Annotated in this window: 15 protein-coding genes; 9 read left to right on the forward strand and 6 right to left on the reverse strand. The window is 45.0% G+C overall.

All coding sequences use genetic code 11. The annotated features are described in order from the left end of the window. Positions 1-626: 626 nt before the first annotated feature. A complete protein-coding gene (locus tag KIT90_RS15145; RefSeq protein ID WP_009704823.1) occupies positions 627-1,244 on the forward strand; it encodes an NAD(P)H-dependent oxidoreductase in 618 nt (205 codons plus the stop codon). After that, positions 1,241-3,199, forward strand: coding sequence for a monovalent cation:proton antiporter-2 (CPA2) family protein (locus tag KIT90_RS15150; protein WP_171305741.1), 1,959 nt, complete (start codon positions 1,241-1,243; stop codon positions 3,197-3,199). The genes KIT90_RS15145 and KIT90_RS15150 overlap by 4 nt, the downstream gene beginning before the upstream one ends. A 51-nt stretch (positions 3,200-3,250) precedes the next feature. On the opposite strand, the gene KIT90_RS15155 is transcribed toward KIT90_RS15150, so the two are convergent. Together KIT90_RS15155 and KIT90_RS15160 are read right to left on the reverse strand one after the other, a co-directional pair. Beyond that, positions 3,251-3,544, reverse strand: coding sequence for a hypothetical protein (locus KIT90_RS15155; protein WP_005442525.1), 294 nt, complete (start codon positions 3,542-3,544; stop codon positions 3,251-3,253). 152 nt (positions 3,545-3,696) lie between these two features. Further along, complete coding sequence (locus KIT90_RS15160; protein WP_285377334.1) at positions 3,697-4,563, reverse strand: LysR family transcriptional regulator; 867 nt, start codon at positions 4,561-4,563, stop codon at positions 3,697-3,699. A gap of 117 nt (positions 4,564-4,680) precedes the next feature. Between KIT90_RS15160 and KIT90_RS15165 the strand changes: the two genes are divergently transcribed. Further along, positions 4,681-5,052 carry a nuclear transport factor 2 family protein gene (locus KIT90_RS15165; protein ID WP_009704826.1) on the forward strand — a complete coding sequence of 124 codons (372 nt, stop codon included), beginning with the start codon at positions 4,681-4,683 and terminating at the stop codon, positions 5,050-5,052. Between the two features lie 76 nt (positions 5,053-5,128). On the opposite strand, the gene KIT90_RS15170 is transcribed toward KIT90_RS15165, so the two are convergent. Further along, entirely contained in the window at positions 5,129-6,265 is a 1,137-nt protein-coding gene (locus KIT90_RS15170) for a permease (RefSeq protein WP_285377336.1), read from the reverse strand. 251 nt (positions 6,266-6,516) lie between these two features. Here KIT90_RS15170 and KIT90_RS15175 point away from each other — a divergent pair, with 251 nt between their 5' ends. From KIT90_RS15175 to KIT90_RS15185, 3 genes are all read left to right on the forward strand, one after another. Next, a complete protein-coding gene (locus KIT90_RS15175) occupies positions 6,517-6,810 on the forward strand; it encodes a helix-turn-helix transcriptional regulator (RefSeq protein WP_005433559.1) in 294 nt (97 codons plus the stop codon). Then, positions 6,797-7,357 (forward strand): RNA polymerase sigma factor SigZ, encoded by a 561-nt coding sequence (gene sigZ, locus KIT90_RS15180; RefSeq protein ID WP_285377337.1) that lies wholly within the window; start codon positions 6,797-6,799, stop codon positions 7,355-7,357. The genes KIT90_RS15175 and sigZ overlap by 14 nt, the downstream gene beginning before the upstream one ends. A 175-nt stretch (positions 7,358-7,532) precedes the next feature. After that, positions 7,533-7,976 (forward strand): GNAT family N-acetyltransferase, encoded by a 444-nt coding sequence (locus tag KIT90_RS15185; RefSeq protein ID WP_285377339.1) that lies wholly within the window; start codon positions 7,533-7,535, stop codon positions 7,974-7,976. Between the two features lie 34 nt (positions 7,977-8,010). Here KIT90_RS15185 and KIT90_RS15190 read toward each other — a convergent pair whose 3' ends face one another. Continuing rightward, the gene (locus KIT90_RS15190) at positions 8,011-8,904 is read right to left on the reverse strand and encodes a LysR family transcriptional regulator (RefSeq protein WP_285377341.1); all 894 of its coding nucleotides are present in this window, start codon (positions 8,902-8,904) and stop codon (positions 8,011-8,013) included. 85 nt (positions 8,905-8,989) lie between these two features. Between KIT90_RS15190 and KIT90_RS15195 the strand changes: the two genes are divergently transcribed. Then, positions 8,990-10,105 carry a linear amide C-N hydrolase gene (locus tag KIT90_RS15195; RefSeq protein ID WP_285377343.1) on the forward strand — a complete coding sequence of 372 codons (1,116 nt, stop codon included), beginning with the start codon at positions 8,990-8,992 and terminating at the stop codon, positions 10,103-10,105. A gap of 104 nt (positions 10,106-10,209) precedes the next feature. Here the strand turns inward: KIT90_RS15195 and KIT90_RS15200 are convergent, their stop codons facing one another. Then, the gene (locus KIT90_RS15200) at positions 10,210-11,208 is read right to left on the reverse strand and encodes an AraC family transcriptional regulator (RefSeq protein WP_285377345.1); all 999 of its coding nucleotides are present in this window, start codon (positions 11,206-11,208) and stop codon (positions 10,210-10,212) included. 9 nt (positions 11,209-11,217) lie between these two features. Continuing rightward, positions 11,218-11,997, reverse strand: a complete 780-nt coding sequence (locus tag KIT90_RS15205) for an SDR family oxidoreductase (protein ID WP_045479523.1) — start codon at positions 11,995-11,997, stop codon at positions 11,218-11,220. Positions 11,998-12,232: 235 nt separating this feature from the next. Between KIT90_RS15205 and KIT90_RS15210 the strand changes: the two genes are divergently transcribed. Together KIT90_RS15210 and KIT90_RS15215 are read left to right on the forward strand one after the other, a co-directional pair. After that, positions 12,233-12,736 carry a lactoylglutathione lyase family protein gene (locus KIT90_RS15210; RefSeq protein WP_005441115.1) on the forward strand — a complete coding sequence of 168 codons (504 nt, stop codon included), beginning with the start codon at positions 12,233-12,235 and terminating at the stop codon, positions 12,734-12,736. 74 nt (positions 12,737-12,810) lie between these two features. Continuing rightward, complete coding sequence (locus KIT90_RS15215; protein WP_020194076.1) at positions 12,811-13,800, forward strand: zinc-binding dehydrogenase; 990 nt, start codon at positions 12,811-12,813, stop codon at positions 13,798-13,800. The last annotated feature ends 41 nt before the right edge of the window (positions 13,801-13,841 follow it).

Genomic DNA, 13,841 nt, shown 5'->3' on the forward strand with positions numbered 1-13,841 from the left:
CATAAGAACAGATTTGCGTACTTTCCAATCTCAACGCATGAATTCTTTGCGCTCGCTACGCTTCTATGACGGAAAAATAACAGTGGCTGCGATCAAGTTGGCGTTTATAAAATTCGAAATGCACCGCTTCGATGAACACCATGCTCTCAGTAAACGTTAATCTGCGGCATTCTTCGCTTATCACATTGCTCAAACTTATCATTTCACATCGCTTTGAAATAAGTCGTTTGTTCATCCTAGTATCAGCTCGGATGCGGGCTTTTAGATAACTTCTTTGATGCAGGAGTGAGGATATCCAGTATTGGTTTTTATGCGTTGATTCTCAAAAAGTAGAGTAAAAAACCTAGTACATTAAACGAGATAACCCACACCAAATTTGTAGATTGAGAACTTCCGTCAAGTGCATCCATCTTTCTCTAATAAAGGAGCTGCTCAAGCGTTTATTAAGGAAGATAAAAAGCAGTGCCCCGTGAAGATTTTCTATATTTCATTGAAAGTGATTTTAACTTTCCAATGTTCAATCACTAAAGTAGATAGGATAAGGTTTATGGGTTACAGTTTCTTACAACAATCAAAGTCTTTCATTCTTATACCAAAAATGGTTTAGACGCATAGCAAGGATTCCTATGATAAATAAAAAAGTATTGATTCTCTTTGCGCATCCTTCCCAGCATCGCTCAGAGGTGAATGCTCCCCTTTTTAAAGCAGCTAATACAATTGAAGGTGTCACTTGTGTCGATCTCTACGCCGAGTACCCACACTTCAATATCAATATTGACCGAGAACAACAGCGTTTACGCGACCACGATGTGGTGATTTTTCAGTTTCCGCTGTACTGGTACTCCACACCAGCCATTCTAAAAGAGTGGCAAGATCTGGTTTTAGAATACGGATTTGCTTATGGCTCAGAAGGTACAGAGCTGCATGGCAAAACCATGCTTTGTGTCTTATCCGCAGGTGGTAAAGAAGAGGCCTATAAAGCTGAAGGCTACAACCACTTCACCATCCGTGAGCTATTAGCTCCTATCGAGCAAATGTCGGCATTGACCGGGATGAACTACATCGCTCCACTTGCGTTGTTTGGCTCCCGTACTGCCCAAGAAGAAGATCGAATTCCACAGCACGTTGAACGCTACAAAACGCTGCTCAATGCGCTCGTCAATGACACACTTGATCTTGAAGCAGCGGCATCGCTAATCAAACTCAACAGTGCATTACCACAACTGATTAAGGAAGCATCATGACAGGGATATTCTTACAAGCCTTTGTTTACCTTATTGCCGCTGTCGTCGCCGTTCCTTTAGCAAAACGTCTAGGCTTAGGCTCGGTATTAGGTTACTTGATTGCGGGTGTGGTCATTGGCCCTATTATTGGCCTCGTAGGTGAAGAAACCACGACAATTCAACACTTTGCTGAATTTGGTGTTGTTATGATGTTGTTCCTCGTTGGTTTGGAACTTGAGCCTAAGATGCTGTGGGCAATGCGTAACCGCTTAATGGGCTTAGGTGGCTTACAAGTTGGTGGTACTGCCGCACTGATCATGGCGATTGCCCTGTACTTTGGTCAATCTTGGACCATAGCATTAGCGATCGGTTTGATCTTCGCGCTTTCCTCCACTGCGATTGTTCTGCAAACCTTTAGCGAGAAAGGACTGACCAAAACAGAAGGTGGTCAGAACGCGTTCTCAGTGCTGCTTTTCCAAGATATCGCAGTAATTCCAATGTTGGCATTTATTCCGCTGTTGGCACTGCCAGAGTTGGTAGAACAAGCGCAATCGGCAGCGCAAGCAGCTGCAGAACACCATGAAGAACTTAGCCTAGTGGCTGGACTTCCTGGCTGGGCTTACGGTCTAGTGATTACGGCTTCTATTGCTATCGTCGTTGTTGGCGGGCATTTCCTAAGTCGCCCACTGTTCCGCTACGTAGCAAGCTCTGGTCTACGTGAAATCTTTACTGCAACGGCATTAATGCTGGTGATCGGCATTGCGGCTTTGATGAGCCTAGTGGGTCTGTCTCCGGCGCTGGGTACGTTCTTAGCAGGCGTAGTATTAGCGAACAGTGAGTTCCGCCATGAGCTGGAATCAAACATTGAACCGTTTAAAGGTTTACTGCTTGGCTTGTTCTTTATTACGGTAGGTGCTGGCATCGACTTCTCAGTACTGTTCAGCGACTTTGGTTTGATCATCGGTCTAACGCTAGGCGTGATGATTCTGAAAGCAGCGATTCTATTCGCACTTGCGTTCATCTTCCGTATCAAAGGCAGTAACCGTTGGTTGTTTACTTTGAGCTTGGCGCAAGCGGGTGAATTCGGCTTTGTGCTATTGAGCTTCTCAGTACAAAACCACGTCATCCCATTCGAGCTTTCACAAACACTGGCATTGGTTGTTGCGATCTCTATGTTCCTAACGCCTGGTCTATTCATTCTATTTGATAAGGTGATTCTTCCTCGCTTTGAAAGTGAATCGAATGAGCGCGAAAGTGACACGATTGAAGAGCAAGGTACCGTCATCATTGCAGGTATTGGTCGCTTTGGTCAGATCGTAAACCGCTTGTTGGTATCTAATGGCGTGGAAACGGTTGTACTAGACCACCAAGCCAGCCAGATTGATAATATGCGCCAGATCGGTACACGCGCTTACTTTGGTGATGCGACTCGACCAGACATGCTACACACGGCAGGTATTGAGCATGCCTCTGCGCTTGTCGTCGCGATAGATAATCAAGAATCGAGCGTGGAGTTGGTTAAGTACGTAAAACACACCTATCCAAACGTGACTGTGATTGCGCGTGCATTTGACCGCGGACATGGTTACCTACTACGTCAAGCGGGCGCAGATATCATCGAATCAGAGACTTACCATTCTGCATTGGAAATTGGTGGTCACGCAATGAAAGCCATTGGTATTCATCCGTTCTTCACTGAGCAACAAAAATCGACTTATCGCCGCGTTGAAGATCGCAAATCCAACATGCTTTACGAAGCGTGGGTCGATGACTCAGAGGGTGAACGTTACGACAACAACTTCCGTCAGCTATTTATTCATCTTGAAGAAAAAATGGCAGAAGAGATGCAAAAGGATCGTCACGATAAGCTCTCCCGCTCAGAGCGTGGTTGGACACCGCCACCAAAAGGCTATGCCGACGACTTCAACGAAGAAAACGTCCAAGAGCTGCATCCACCGAAAGAAGACACTCAATAAACGCGAAAACCTCCCACTGGGAGGTTTTTTATTGCCAGTGAAAAAGCAGAGCTACATGAGATCACTCATCAATGTCTCATACTCTTCATTCGCTTCATCCACTAAATGCGACAGTTCTAATGCGTCGGTTTTCGCTAGGTTGAACTGCCACGGAACGGTGTCTTCTTTCCCGCAAATACGCGTTTGAGCGCCACTACTTTCAAAAGAAAGATCATCAAACTCGGTGGTGTGGTGTTCATGAAGCTCGACAATTTCAACTTCCAATTTACCGACGGGATTGACTTCAACATGGGCGTGTAAATCTGGGCTATTCGATAAACAATACTCTCGATGAACTGCAATCATGGCTGCCTCCTTGGTCTGCCAACTGACAACTCATCAAACAGTGTAGTTGAGGCATTTTGAACGTGGGGTGAAATAATAATGAAGATTGATCCTGAATAAAAATCAATCAATTTTAATTCCAAACCGACTCTGAGTGTTCGCCCCGATAACCGTCAGTTTTTACATAAAATGACTTCGTCAATGCGCGATTCAATCGCTTTTATTGCTATTGTCACTGCCATCGGTACATGAGCTTGGTAGGGATGCAATACATAAATTGGGTTCACCTTTGACGCTTTCGCACTGGGTACAGGTTCAAGAAGCGAGTTCGACTCCAACATAAAGTCAGGCAAAATACCAACGCCTAACCCCATTTCTAACAGGCTGGCCACATCAAAGACGGTATTCGCTCGGTGCTTCACTGGATATTGAATTTGATGTTCTGGCTCCTTGGAAGCAAACGCATGGATAACAGGTTCAAGCTGCCAATGTTGAGCAATATAAGGCGCACTTTCAAAATCAGAATGCGCACCTTTCGCACGACACAAAACGTCACAAAACTGTCCTACTTTGCGCTGTTTAATGTTTGAATCGCCAGAAGCACCCACCCGTACCGCAAGATCGATATCCTGCTGGACAATATCCACATGCTTATCATCACTGATCAAATTTAACTGCACATCAGAGTAATCAGCAAAAGCACTCGTTAAAGCAGGCAACACTATCGAGCGCATTAGTGCATGTGGCGCAGTGACAGTAAGCCTTCCCGTTGGCACTTGTTTTAACTCTGCTGCTTCTAACCACGCAGCTTCTGCTTGTTTTGTCATTTGCGCGCACTGCTCGTAAAAGCGTTCGCCCGTCGAGGTCAGAGTTTGCTTTCTGGTCGTACGTTTGAGTAAACAAGTATCCAGCTCTTGCTCTAGTTGCTTCAAAGCAGAGCTCAACACTGACTTAGAAAGCTCTAACTTATCTGCAGCTTTGGAAATTGAACCACACTCGACAATATGAACGAACAGAGACATCAAACGCAGCTTATTCATCGCCCTTCCTTATTGTTCTTTTTTACAGAACATTCAATTCTTATTACTTTGTTTTTCTATCTCAATTCTAACCCTATGATTGCTACATAAACAAACACCAATCACAGGATATTCAGGATGACTCAATCAGTTTTAGAACGCGCTCAAGCAGGCATCTCAGCATGGCAAATCGCTTTCAATAATCAAGACGCTGCGGGCTGTGCAGCACAATACGCAGAAGATGCGGTTATGATTGCAAAACCATTTGGCACCTTTGAGGGACGTGAAGCGATCCAAGCATTCTGGCAAAACATCATGGACCAAGGTTTTAACAGCGTGGACTACACCAACACTAAGTGGGAAAAAGACAGTGAAAATGGCTACATTCTTACTTCAGATTGGACGATGAACAAGGCGTTTGGTGTCGTGCACAAAGAGTTATGGGAAATTCAAGAAGATGGTTTGTCTCGCCTAACTTACGATGAGTTTGAAGTGCTTGGTGAGCGATAAGCTTTAAGTCTTTCAGCATAAAAAAATCCCCAAGCAGAAACTTGGGGATTTTTGTTTTTCAGTTTACTTAATTAAATTAAGCAAAGATGAAGGTGTATAGGTAACCTGCGCCCATTGCCATCGTTAAGATAACGAATAGGAAGGCTGCAATCATTTGGTTCTTAAAGATTGATTTCAACAAAATCACTTCTGTAAGACTTGCGCCTGCGCTACCAATGATAAGTGCCATTACCGAACCCAGTGCCATACCTTTTTGTACTAGCGCCGCACTTAGTGGAATAACTGCCTCTGCACGGATGTACAATGGAATACCAATAATTGCTGCTACTGGAATCGCGTACCACTTCGCTTCACCTGCGTACTCCGCAATAAGATCCGTTGGGATGAAGCCGTAGATGAATGAGCCAATCGCGATACCCATCATTAGGTAAGGAAATACTTGTTTAAAGTCTTTCCAAGTTGAGTGCCAAATACGTACCCAGCGGCTAGGTTCTTTTTCTTCCACGATTGTCGCTGTTGCACTACCGTCTGACGAGCAGCAAGACACTTCCACTTTAGGCTCTGCTTTTGGTGCGCTATCACCACAACAAGATGTTTTCGCTACCACAGGCGCTGGCTCACTACAGCATGATGCTTTTGCTGCAACTGGTGCAGGTTCGCCACAAGCGCTGGTACCACAGCTTGATGCCGGTTTCGCTTGTTCTTTTTTCTTGCTTGAATCACCGCAAGATGTACCACATGAAGAGGTGCCTGCCGCTTCGTACGCTTCTGGTTTTACGTAACGTTCAAAGCCTAGTTTTTCAAGAACATAACCCGCAACCACAGACACTGTCATCGCGATAGCAAAGTAGAATACCGCGACCTTCCAACCAAAGGTCACTACAAACAAACCAATGATCACTGGGTTAAGCAGTGGACTGGCAAATAGGAACACCATCATAGGTCCAAAACCTGCTCTTGCACGCAATAGACCTTTCAAGAAAGGAATGGTCGAACACGAACAGAAAGGCGTAATCGAACCTAATAGCGCAGCAATGAAGTAACCTTTACCCTTTTTCGAGCTCAGGATAGATTGTATTTTTTCTGGCGTTAGAAAGTCTTGCAACACTCCCACTATGTAGCTAATTGCTAGGAATAGGATGATAAGTTCGGTTGCTAGAAACGCAAACATATCAAGCGCTTCCTTAGCCATGGTCATGATTTCTGGATTCATATTGATTCTCCTACTGATGTCACATCAGTAACTGTAAATTTCCTAATGAAGCTGAACTCTTCATTTCTATTTTTCTCGAATTATAGAATTAAAAATCGACGCGTCAACCATTATATTTCGATAAATATCGAAATATATTTTAAAGTCTTAATAATCAATTAATTAACTATGGAATTTTTCTTGTTTGCTATTCACCCACACTTTCACTATCATCGAAATGTATTTATCGTCTGTCATTCCAAGAGGTCAGTATGGAACTCGAAGCTGTAGCAAAAGCGCTCAAAGAGCTAGGACACCCTACCCGTTTATGTATCTATAAAGAGGTGGTCAAAGCAGGCTATGAAGGAATCGCGGTTGGTGGCGTACAAGATAAACTTGGTATTCCAGCCTCTACCCTTTCTCATCACATTTCGAGCCTAGCCTCAGCCGGCTTAATCAGTCAGCGTCGTGAAGGTCGTACTTTATATTGTGTTGCTGAGTATGAATGCTTAGATACGGTTATTGGTTTCTTGCGTGACGAGTGTTGCATCAATGAAAACTGCTAACCTCGAATCAATTTGGAGCGAATACGAGCACGCTATTCATGCGTTCTTGCGCTCTAAAGTCAGCAATGAAGATGATGTAGACGACTTAAAGCAAGAGATTTTACTTAAGACTTATCAAAACCTTGCGGATATTCGTGATGTATCAAGCGTCAAATCTTGGCTCTTCCAAATCGCGAATAACGCCATCATCGATTTCTACCGTAAACGCGCTCGAAATCAGCGTGATAATGACCTCATTGCTGACGATCTTTGGTTTGAAGAGCAAGAATCAAACCTGAAACAAGAACTGTCAAAGTGCATTGCGCCGTTTGTGCAAGCATTACCAGATGAGCAATCGCAACTGCTCTCTTCTATTGAGCTTGAAGGCATGAACCAGAAGAAGTTGGCCGAAGAGCAAGGTATCAGCTACTCAACCCTCAAATCGCGCGTACAGAGAGGACGTGTAGAATTGAAAAAGCTATTTGAAGAATGTTGCAGTTTCTCGTTCGACAAACAAGGTCGTATGACAGATTGCAACCAAAACGGTGCTTCTTGCGATAAATGTTAATCCCTCGCTGAATGTCCACTTCACAATGAATACCGATAGCTTGGCGGCTCTTCATTGAGTCGCCTATCCATGAACTCAATCACAGCTTTATCTCTTCATCCGCTCTCTCATTTGCTATCTTGCTGAATAGTAAGCTTTACTTCTTCTGCTTTAAGGAAGAAGGAAGCTCATGTTTATGATCTCATTAAGAGAACTCACCAAAGAAAACTATCTAGATTGTATTCGTCTCAATCTTCACCCAGAACAAGAAGAAAACCTTGCCTCCAACGCGATTACGATTGCTCAATCACGCTTTGAAACCGACTACCGATTGAAAGTGATTTATGAACAAGAGACGGTGATCGGTTTGCTTGCGTTTTGCCATGAAGACGAACCGCTTGATTACTCCATTTACTGGCTGTTCCGCTTTATGATCGACAAAGATCACCAGAACAAAGGCTATGGAAAGCAGGTGCTTAACTTGCTCGTTGAAGAAGTGAAACAACTCGGAGGGAAAACCTTATTCACGATGCATAAACCCTCCAATCAGCAGGCAGGTCAGCTATATCGTGCATTCGGATTTCAAGAGGATGGCGTACTCGATGATGGTGACATATCACTACGATTAGTGCTTTCTTAATCCAGTACGAATCCAAAATGGAGAATTCTGGCTTTTACACCTGTTTATCAAACCATTCGGTCACCAATGCCACCAGATTTTGATGTACGGGGCTTAACGTATTGCCTCGCTTTAGTAGCACATAGCCAGCACGACCTTCGTTCGCCATAAAATCGATGTTTAACGGGACAAATTCGCCTTTCTCATCATGGGCTTGCACTAAATGATGAGGAAGCAAGGCAAAGCCATCATTTTTCAATAATCGCATCAACACATCGATGTTACTGATTCGCGAGATGTTCGGTGACATCACCTGTTGATTACCAAGTGCACTGGTACTGAAATTTTCTGCAATGTACTGATGATGTGACGCGAGATCCTGCAGAGTCACCACGGGTTTCTGCGCTATTGGACTTTTCTGGTGTGCATAGAAGGTAAACTTCGGGTAGCCCAAGTTAACAAAAGACATCCCTTCGGTTGGGAACGCTTTGCCACTGTTGAGCACCACCGCGAAATCCGCTTGTTTCGCCATAAGCATTTCTAACGCTTCATCTCGGCTGCGATGTAACCAATGAATCGCTGTACTCTTGTATTGCTTACGCATAGACAGGTCGATGTCCGCTATGGCATCGCACGGTACCGACATGTCGTGACAAATCGTTATCTCCGGAACATCCCCTTGAGAGTAGCTGTCACAAGAAAGCTCTAAAGACTGCATTTGGTAAAGAATGTGTTTGGCTTGGGTCAGTAACGTAGCTCCGATCTCCGTCAAGACTGGTGTCCTTCCTTTGCGTTCAAACAAGATCACATCCCAATCAATTTCGAGATCGCTGACTTGATGATGCAGCGTCGCTCTGTCTTTCCCGATTACCCTTGCGGCTTGGCTAAATGATCCATGCTCTGCGACAGCGACAAATGCAGTAAGTTGGTCAAAACTGGCTCTGGGCATTGGAAGCTCCTCAAACAATAAATCCGATTATCTTAGCTCAATCTAAACTTCTTTGTTGCAAAATCTGCAACATAACTGAGATTACATGGTGAATTATAAGCGTAATAATGACCTCATATTGAAACGTTACGAGGGCAATTCAATGAAAGGTTTTAGCAAAAAAGTTCTTCTAGCAGCATCTGTTGCAATGGCAGTTGGCAGTATCTCTACTGCGGCAAATGCGTGTTCACGTTTGGTTTGGGAAACTCAAGACCATGGTGTATTTGTCTCTCGTACTATGGATTGGATGGAAGCTAACCAGCCAACCATTGATGTTCGTCACGCAGGCCAAACCTACCGCGGCTACGATAAAGACGATGCGCTTACATGGACATCGAAATACGCTTCTATCGGTGTAAGTATTTACGGCGTTGGCATTATTGATGGCTTTAACGAGAAAGGCTTTGCGGCGAATGCCCTGTTCTTGGATGAAGAAAACCCAGGCGCACCGCAGACTGGCAAACAACAAATCGAAAACTCGCGCTTTGTCGCCTATTTGATTGATAGCTTTGCATCCGTTGATGAAGCATTGAAGCATCTAGATTCAATCCAAATCCAACAGTTCAGCCACAATGGCATCGAAATGAAGGGACATTATTCATTAGAAGACGCAAGTGGTGACTCTGCTGTGTTGGAATACATCGACGGCGCATGGCAAGTTCATCATGGCAAACAATATGACGTGATGACTAACAGCCCAGAGTACGCGCAACACTTGAAAAATTGGCAAGAAGCGCAACCAAAAGCGAAGAGTGATGTGAATGGTGAATTCCCGATCCCGGGTAACATTAATTCTGCTCAACGTTTTATCTGGAACAGCTACATGAAGGACCAGCTTAAAGAGCCTAGCAGCTACACCAATGGCATTGCGAAACTGGATAGTGTGACCTACAAAATCCCATTGGATGCGGCAAACCGCCCAGTGAATGGCGAAATGCGTGGCTACGCAACCATCTATGGTTTGGTGTACAACCTAGACCAAAAAGTAATGAACGTGCGTTACCAGTATGACGACAGTTACACGCAGTACTCAGTGGACTTTAATAAGTTGAATGACGGCCATAACTACACCATCAAAGCCGATTTACCGGATCTGTTTGGTGACATTTCATCTCGCTTAGAAAAAGGCGATGGCGTAATGGGTCAACACTTAGTGAAATAACTCAGATTACGTAAAAAACAGAACTTGAAAGGTGTGTGGACAAAAGCACCATTCAAAAAAAGCGCCGACATGTTCGGCGCTTTTCCTTTCTATTCATTTTGTGCTTAATGACACTGGTCTCGATAATGCCCGGGAGATATTCCCTTCCAAGCGCTGTAAGCTCGAATAAATGAGTTCGCTTCTTGAAATCCCAGTAGGAAGGAGATTTCACCCAGTGACATTTGAGACTTCTCTAAATAGTGATCGGCAAGCTCCGCCCGTACCATTTGCAGCACGGATTGATAACTTTCAGCTTCTGCGGTGAGCTTGCGCTGCAATGTACGTTTACTCATTGCCAGTTTGTCCGCGACCATTTCAATCGCACTGTTCCCCGCGGGTAATGACTCGACCAAGACTGCTCGAACACGTTCTACTGTTGAGGCACTGACATCAAGATCTTTTAGCTTTTGGTTCAGCCCTTGTTCGAAAAAGCCCCACATTTGCGCATTTGAAGTCACGAACGGATGCACTGCGTCTTCCGCTTTAAATCGCACCTCTACGTCATCACCTTTGACCAACGGGCAACCAAAGTAAGCTTGGTATTCCTCAAGGTTGTTGGGAAGCTCAGGCAACGTAACTTGTAGCGGTTGAATCCGCTTTCTCGTCGCTAAACGAGCTAACTGAGTAAAGAACACCACTTCTGTCAAAGCCAAAGATTTAGGCAGCGCTTGTCGTTGACCATAGCAACTGATGCTGAGTTTTGTTTCTTTATCGGTAACGTCTAACATCATTACCATAGGTCCAATCAACGGCTTATATTGCTGAATCCGTTTGAGTGCGGTGTTCAAATTCGGACTGCAAATAGCGGCAAAAATTGGGGCGTCAAACCCCTCAACCGACATATGTTCAGCAAGGAGCAACGGCATCTCGCGCTCACCGGACGCTTGTTCAACTCCGACCCAAAGCTGAAAGTACTCATTTGGGCTAAGCGTTGCCTTTTCTCGATTGAACAAGTCGGCAGGTAACTTGGCGTATGCCAGCACCAGTTGCGGATCGATATCCATATCGTTAAGCAGCACTTTCCAACTCTGAGGCACAGTGAATTGACTCGCTCGCTTGATCATATTTGATTCCTAAGCACTTTTTTCCATGGTTTGACGCGATATTTTTAGCACCAATTTTCTTGGTAGGAAAGGCACAATCCATTCAAGCATGAACTTCAAACCACCTTCGTTGAAGGCCACCAACTTACCCTGCTCCATCGCATTGTAACCACACTCTGCAACAGAACGAGGAGACTTAGCATTTTTAAACACTTCCACACCTTGCAAATCCCCGGCAGCAACAAAACCCGTCGCTACGGCACCCGGACACAACGCTGTCGCCGTTACATTGGTGTCTCTAAGCTCTTCCGCTATCGCTTGAGTAAACGAAGTAACATAAGCCTTGGTTGCGTAGTACACCGCCTGTAATGGACCCGGCATAAACGACGCCGTTGATGACACATTTAAAATCTTACCGCGATTGCGTGCCACCATGCCTTGCAGGTACAGGTGCGTCAGATTGGTTAACGTCACCATATTAAGTTGCATCATGGCTTGGTCTGCCACCAATTCGCGTTCATGGAATTTTCCGTGTCCACCAAAGCCTGCATTGTTAATCAGCACATCAATTTGCAAGCCTTGCGCTTCGGTTTGCTCAAACACACGTGCAGCAGAGTCAGCCTGAGTCAAATCCTCTGCAATCACAGCAACCTGAACCTTGTGTTTTTCGCGAAGCTCTGATGCCAGTGCCTCTAGCTTGTCTTTAGAGCGAGCAACAAGCACTAAGTCTCCCCCCTTCTCGGCGTGTATACGCGCTAATTCTTCACCGATACCACCTGATGCGCCTGTAATTAATGCTGTATTTGTCATGTGCTTGTCCTCTTAGTATGAGCTAACGTCGTTGTTGGTATGGATAAAGTTTATGCAATCCAATCGCGCCACACACTGGCAGAAGATGACATCTTACTTGCCGATCGTGCCAGCCTGATTAAAGACCGTTGATTACATAAATTTATTACAATGAGAACAAATGATAATTTTTGGATAAAGATTGAACTAGCTAATATGCTTTGAACAGGATGAACACACAGAAGAGGCAAAGGTTATGTCTATCCCATATCCAAGAACGTTTTCTCACATTGGTATTTCCGTACCCGATTTAGAAGCAGCCGTAAAATTCTATACCGAAGTTCTGGGTTGGTACCTGATTATGGAGCCAACTGAAATCGTCGAAGACGACAGTGCGATCGGTGAAATGTGTACTGATGTCTTTGGCGCAGGCTGGGAGCGTTTTCGTATCGCTCACTTATCTACAGGGGATCGAATTGGTGTCGAACTGTTCCAATTCAAGAACCAAGAAAATCCTGAAGATAACTTTGAATACTGGAAAACCGGGATTTTCCATTTCTGCGTCCAAGATCCTGATGTCGAAGGTCTGGCTGAAAAGATCGTGGCGGCAGGTGGTAAGAAACGCATGAAAGAACCCCGTTACTACTACCCAGGCGAAAAACCTTATCGCATGATCTACATGGAAGATCCGTTCGGCAACATCCTAGAAATCTACAGCCACAGCTACGAGTTAACTTACTCAGCAGGCGCATACCAATAAATCATCAAAGCTATCCAACGGTGATTGCGCCGTTGGATTTTTATTTTTCGGGCAAGTGCCCTTTGGGGAAAAGAATGAAAGCGATCACTTACCAAAAAGATCAAGATACCTTCACCTATACCGACATCGACACTCCAGCGATTGCGAGTGGGTTAGATGTGTTAGTAAAAGTTCATGCCGTTGGGCTCAACCCTGTCGATGCGAAAGTGAATCTTTGGCACGAGATGGTCGATGGTATGGATGATACTTTCGTTGGTGGCCTCGATGTTTCGGGGGAAATCGTTGCCATCGGTGACAAGGTTTCGGGTTGGCAGGTAGGTGATCGCGTTCTCTATCATGGCAACATGCGTCGAGTGAACGGTGGTTTCGCCGAATACGCGATTCAAGACTCGCGTACGTTAGTTGCACACCCTGATGTCACTCCAGAAGTCGCAGCCGCGTCACCTTGTGCGGGCTGGACGGCTTATCGAGCGCTCGTTGATAAGCTGAACATTTCTAAGCGTAAGAGCATTTTTATTGCTGGTGGTTCTGGTGGCGTGGGTAGTTTTGCTATCCAGCTCGCTCGCTTCTTCGGTGTAGAAACCATCATCACTACAAGCTCTGCATCAAACCACGAGTTTGTACGTTCGCTGGGTGCAACACATGTCATTGACTACAAACAAGAGGATGTACGTGAGCAGATCATGGCTATCACTGAAGGCTTGGGCGTAGAGGTATCATTGGACTGCGTTGGTGGCGACAACGACATTCTGTGTGCTTCTGTGCTTGGTTTTGAAGGTGAAATGGTAGAGCTAGTAAGAACAACGCGTGCAACCGAATACCCAGGAGCCTTTTTGCAAGGGCTCACCTTCCACCAACTGAGCTTAGGCTCTGGTCATGTGCATGGCGAACAAGGTTTTGCTTCTATCGTTAACGCTGGGGTGGAATTCTCCCACATGTTAGAACGTGGTGAGGTAATGGTGCCTAAATTGGAAGTCGTCGCATTAAAAGACGTCGCTCAAGCTCTAGTGTCTATTCGTCAGCAACGAACGGTCGGAAAGATCGTCGCTAAACTCGTCGACTAAATCCCAAGCGACAAATAAGGAAAAAAGAAGCGCAAACTCCA

This window comes from Vibrio sp. B172a, from assembly GCF_030248355.1.
GTDB classification, from domain to species: domain Bacteria; phylum Pseudomonadota; class Gammaproteobacteria; order Enterobacterales; family Vibrionaceae; genus Vibrio; species Vibrio owensii.